This window comes from Candidatus Neomarinimicrobiota bacterium, from assembly GCA_018651745.1.
In the GTDB taxonomy this organism is placed as follows: Bacteria; Fidelibacterota; Marinisomatia; order Marinisomatales; family TCS55; genus JAAZYX01.
Window position 1 is genome coordinate 1 of record JABIDL010000024.1, and the last position, 4,757, is coordinate 4,757.

General features: G+C 43.5%; 4 protein-coding genes. All 4 read left to right on the forward strand.

From position 1 onward, the window contains the following. Positions 1 to 59: 59 nt before the first annotated feature. The 4 genes from HOD97_04080 to msrA all read left to right on the forward strand — a co-directional run bounded on the left by HOD97_04080 (position 60) and on the right by msrA (position 4,437). Entirely contained in the window at positions 60 to 1,148 is a 1,089-nt protein-coding gene (locus HOD97_04080) for a T9SS type A sorting domain-containing protein (GenBank protein MBT4280782.1), read from the forward strand. A gap of 81 nt (positions 1,149 to 1,229) precedes the next feature. Further along, a complete protein-coding gene (gene aspS, locus HOD97_04085) occupies positions 1,230 to 2,981 on the forward strand; it encodes an aspartate--tRNA ligase (protein ID MBT4280783.1) in 1,752 nt (583 codons plus the stop codon). Next, the gene (locus tag HOD97_04090) at positions 2,982 to 3,830 is read left to right on the forward strand and encodes an SDR family oxidoreductase (GenBank protein MBT4280784.1); all 849 of its coding nucleotides are present in this window, start codon (positions 2,982 to 2,984) and stop codon (positions 3,828 to 3,830) included. It begins immediately after the preceding gene. A gap of 37 nt (positions 3,831 to 3,867) precedes the next feature. Next, a complete protein-coding gene (gene msrA / locus HOD97_04095) occupies positions 3,868 to 4,437 on the forward strand; it encodes a peptide-methionine (S)-S-oxide reductase MsrA (GenBank protein ID MBT4280785.1) in 570 nt (189 codons plus the stop codon). Positions 4,438 to 4,757 lie beyond the last annotated feature (320 nt).

Consider the following 4,757-nt stretch of genomic DNA (forward strand, 5'->3'; position numbering starts at 1 on the left):
CCTGTAATACCACCAATAATGTGATAAAAGGCTGTCAAGTTGCAGTACATACCTGGCATATGTCTTCCCCCAATCTTGGTCATGGTCCCTACAGACTCAGACCCTGGCTTGATGTTTCATACGATTTATTGGGTTACAACTATATTTACAGCAATGAAGTCAATTTCCATAATCAGGGAAGTACCATTTACGCCATAGGCAACAACTGGTCTGGTTCAGAATGTTCTTATGAAGACCCTTGGTCCTTGAATGGGAATGATACACTTGAAAATATATTCTGGGAACCGGTCTTAGCTGATCTTGTGCCCGGTCTTACAATATCGCCTGTGGAATTGTATGGACAAGCCTTAAACCTTGAAGTTAGAGGTGCTTTTGAAGCAGCACTCGATCTTTATACTCAAGTTGTGATTGCAGTCCCGAATGAAAAACCGGGTGACCTTGCACTCTACGGAATGGCTCGGTGTTACAAGGCACTGAATCAAGAAGACGCCATGATACTGGCTCTTGTTTCTATTTCAGAGCAATTTGAAGGAACCGGTGTCCATAAACACGCTCACTCACTCTTATCATCTCATAAGATCAAAGACGGTGAACTACCAATGCTTTTAGAAGCAGAAGGTCACATTCATACCATTCGCACTGAGTACCCGAATCATGAGATGGAGCCCAAACTCTTGTATGAAGAATTTTTGATTGCAAATAAACGCGGCGATGGTCCTTTAGGCAGAACCACTGCAGGCAGCCATGTACAGTTAAGTACAAAAGAGGTGTACCATAAGCTAAAAGAAAACTATCCCGACTCACCGTTTACCTTTCTGGCTGGTTTAGAGTCAGCAAGCAGTAAAAAGACAAAAACCACCGCAGCCGTTCCAACATCATTTACCCTGTATCCCGCCTACCCGAACCCCTTTAATCCAACAACCACCATTCGGTTTAATATTGGCGTAGGGGACGCATTATTGCTTCACCCTACATTGACAATATATGACATCACCGGAAGGTTGGTGGAAACACTGCTCAACGAACCGCTGACACCCGGAACACACGAAATAACATGGAACGCAGAATCGTCATCCACCGGTGTTTACTTTATCGTTCTCACATCAGGAAATGAACGGCAGGTGCAAAAAATTGTGCTGATGAAATAATGAAAATCAGGTAATAATCAAATTCGCTTTGAATGAAAACTGCTCGTAACTTTCGAGCAGTTTTTATTTACCTAACGATTCATGACAACACGAACACACACCTGCGGCGAACTTAATTCAAACGACATAAATGCATCCGTTATCTTAAACGGATGGGTGAATTCTGTCCGCCTCCACGGACAGGTAATTTTTGTTGATTTGCGAGACCGTTACGGTAAAACCCAGATCGTATTTAATTCCGAAGATTATTCCGGTGATTTTGAGGTGGCGAAAAAACTTTCTATGGAAGATGTGCTGAGTATTTCCGGAACAGTGAAAGCGAGAGACACCGGTGCGGTTAATCCTGATTTGTCAACGGGCGAGATTGAAGTAATCGTTTCCGAAATGGAAATGTTGAACGAAGCGGCACCGCTTCCATTTTTGGTTACCGACCGATCAAGTGCCGAAGAAGATTTACGCCTGAAATACCGGTACCTTGAACTCAGGACGGATGAACTTCAGGAAAACTTGAAAATCCGCCACGAGGCCTATCAGGCGGTTCGGACATATTTGTCCGACAAGAATTTTATGGAAGTAGAAACACCGGTATTGATGAAATCCACGCCCGAAGGCGCGCGGGATTATTTGGTTCCGAGCAGAATCCACGAAGGCAAATTTTACGCACTTCCACAATCGCCTCAAATTTATAAGCAAATTCTAATGATTGGCGGGTTTGACCGCTATTTCCAGATCGTAAAATGTTTCCGCGATGAAGACTTAAGGGCAGACCGCCAACCGGAATTCACGCAAATTGATATCGAAATGTCATTTGTGGAAGAAGATGATATTTTATCTGCAATGGAAAACCTTACGCAGCATGTGTTTAAGTCGGTCAAGGGAATTGAGCTTCCAACCCCTTTCCCAAGATTAACGTATGATGAGTCGCTAAACAGATTTGGTTCTGATAAACCAGACACGCGCTTTGGCATGGAATTAATAGATATGAAATCCATCACGGATGCGTCTGAATTCAATGCATTCAAATCAGCCGAAATGGTAAAAGGAATAGCTGTGATGGGCGGAGCAAAATATTCCAGAAAAAATATAGAAACCTTTACGGAATTTGTAAAAAATTATAAAGCCAAAGGTCTTGCATGGATGAAGGTAGAAACCGAGACGTTAACCGGGGGAATTTCTAAATTTTTCTCAGAAGGCTTACAAAAGGAACTCATAAAATCAGCAGAGCTGAAAGATGGTGACATATTATTTTTAATTGGCGATTCGGCAAAAGTGACGCTTTCTGCATTGGGTGCACTTAGAACTGAAATTGGGAAGCAGGAAACCCTCGCTGATGAATCTGAGTTTAAGCCAGTTTGGATAACGGAATTCCCGATGTTTGAAAAAGAGGGAAACAGATATTCTGCACTGCACCATCCTTTTACAGCGCCCCAAGAAGAAGATATCGAAAAACTGGATTCCGATCCCGCTTCCGCTAGCTCCCGCGCGTACGATCTTACGATTAACGGTTACGAAATTGCCGGCGGCTCGATACGGAATCACCAGCCGAAAGTACAGGAAAAGATTTTTGAATTGCTTGGGATGGATGAATCAGAAGCAAAGGATCGTTTTGGCTTTTTGGTGGAAGCACTGAAATACGGAACACCGCCGCACGGAGGCATCGCTTTCGGGTTTGACCGTCTTGTCATGTTGCTGGCAGGAACTGCCAACATCCGCGATGTAATTGCATTCCCAAAAACAACATCGGCGGCATCGCTCATGGATGAGGCGCCGAGCTCTGTTTCCAAAGAGCAGCTGGACGAACTTCATATTCAATCGAAACCGTCTAAAAAGTAAATGGAATCCGCCGGATCAGAGAAGGTCATCTGCATCACCGGCGCCACGGACGGGATTGGAAAAGTTGCGGCTACCGAACTCGCTAATCTAGGATACACTCTGGCTCTTGTCGGGCGAAATCCAGACAAGGGAAACCGAGTTTTGACTGAACTTACTGAAAATACCGGAAATGAAAATATCCGCTTTCTTGCATGCGACTTGTCTTCAATGGCGGAGGTCAGAAAACTGGCGGAGGAGATTAAAACAGATTACAATCAAATGCATGTACTCCTAAATAATGCCGGTGCCTATTTCAGTGAATTCAAAAAAACGGATGAGGGATTTGAGCGGACATTTGCCTTGAATCATCTTTCCTATTTCCTGCTCACCGACCTTCTGTTGGATATGCTCGAAAAAACAGGAAACGCGAGGATCGTCAATGTTGCGTCCGATGCACACCAGGGCGCTAAACTCAGGTTCGAGAATTTACAGGGATTTGACGGCTACAGAGGCTGGCCGGCTTACTGCAAATCCAAACTGGCAAATATTATGTTTACGTATGAACTCGATCGCAGAATTGCAGGAAAAGGCATTACAGTAAATTGCCTTCATCCGGGATTTGTGGATACCAATTTTGGAAACAACAATACTGGCAGTGCAAGAATCGGATTGAATGTCGCAAAAAAAGTGGGAGCCATTTCTCCGGAAAATGGCGGCAAGACCAGTATTTATTTAGTTTCGTCTCCGGAAGTTGATGGCGTAAGCGGAAAATACTTTTCCAAATGCAAACCCAAGAAAAGTAACAAGGCATCTTATATTGAAGCCGATCAGGAAAAGTTGTGGCAGCTTACAGAATCTTTTCTGGCCTGAAACTTTTGAAACAGCATGAAAGTATCCACCTGTAGATATGAAAAATTTCAACCTGCTTACTGTATTGTTAACCGGAACCGTTCTCATGGCCCAGTCAGCGCCTGAGCATTCCGCTACATTCGGCGCCGGATGTTTCTGGTGTGTGGAGGCTGTTTTCAATCGAATTGACGGCGTGACATCTGTGACGGTTGGATATGCCGGCGGAATTACAACCGATCCAACATACAAAGAGGTGTGTTCCGGAACAACAGGACATGCAGAAGTATCTCGGATTGAATTTGATCCTTCTAAAGTTTCTTACAATAAATTGCTTGAAGTGTTCTGGAAAAGCCACGATCCCACTACCATGAATAAACAGGGGAACGATGTTGGAACACAATATCGTTCGGTAATCTTTTACCATAACGAAGAACAGAAAAAATTGGCGACTACATCCGTTAAAAAAGCTCAAAAAGTATTTGATGAGCCGATCATTACGCAGATTGTTCCACTAGATTCATATTACCAAGCCGAAGAAAATCATCAGGATTATTATCGCAATAATCCGAACCAAGCATATTGTACTTACGTCATCCGCCCCAAGCTTCAGAAGCTAAAGCTGGAATGATTATTTTAACCGCAGAGAGCACAGAGAAAAACGATATAATTGAATAGGGATATAGGACTATAATCTCTGATTATGAATCTCTAAATGGAATATTGCTTTCTGCTTAGTGAGTAATTACTTCCCTGCATCTTAATCGGGTTTTGCAGTAACTTCTCCCGTTATGGGTACGTTTTCTTATACGGCATTTTTCACCGGAATACGATCCGCAGCCTTTTTCCTTTTAATTCTTCTCACCCAAACCTCCTGCCCTGATAATCCGGTAGAAACCGAAGACCATCCTCACCAGGCCGACTGTCCGAATGGCTTTCTTCCCTGTGAAA

Excerpts from the sequence above, each read along its gene's own strand:
- HOD97_04080 (MBT4280782.1), top strand. The coding sequence starts at position 60 with ATGTCTTCCCCCAATCTTGGTCATGGTCCCTACAGACTCAGACCCTGG.
- aspS (MBT4280783.1), top strand. The coding sequence starts at position 1,230 with ATGACAACACGAACACACACCTGCGGCGAACTTAATTCAAACGACATA.
- HOD97_04090 (MBT4280784.1), top strand. The coding sequence starts at position 2,982 with ATGGAATCCGCCGGATCAGAGAAGGTCATCTGCATCACCGGCGCCACG.
- msrA (MBT4280785.1), top strand. The coding sequence starts at position 3,868 with ATGAAAAATTTCAACCTGCTTACTGTATTGTTAACCGGAACCGTTCTC.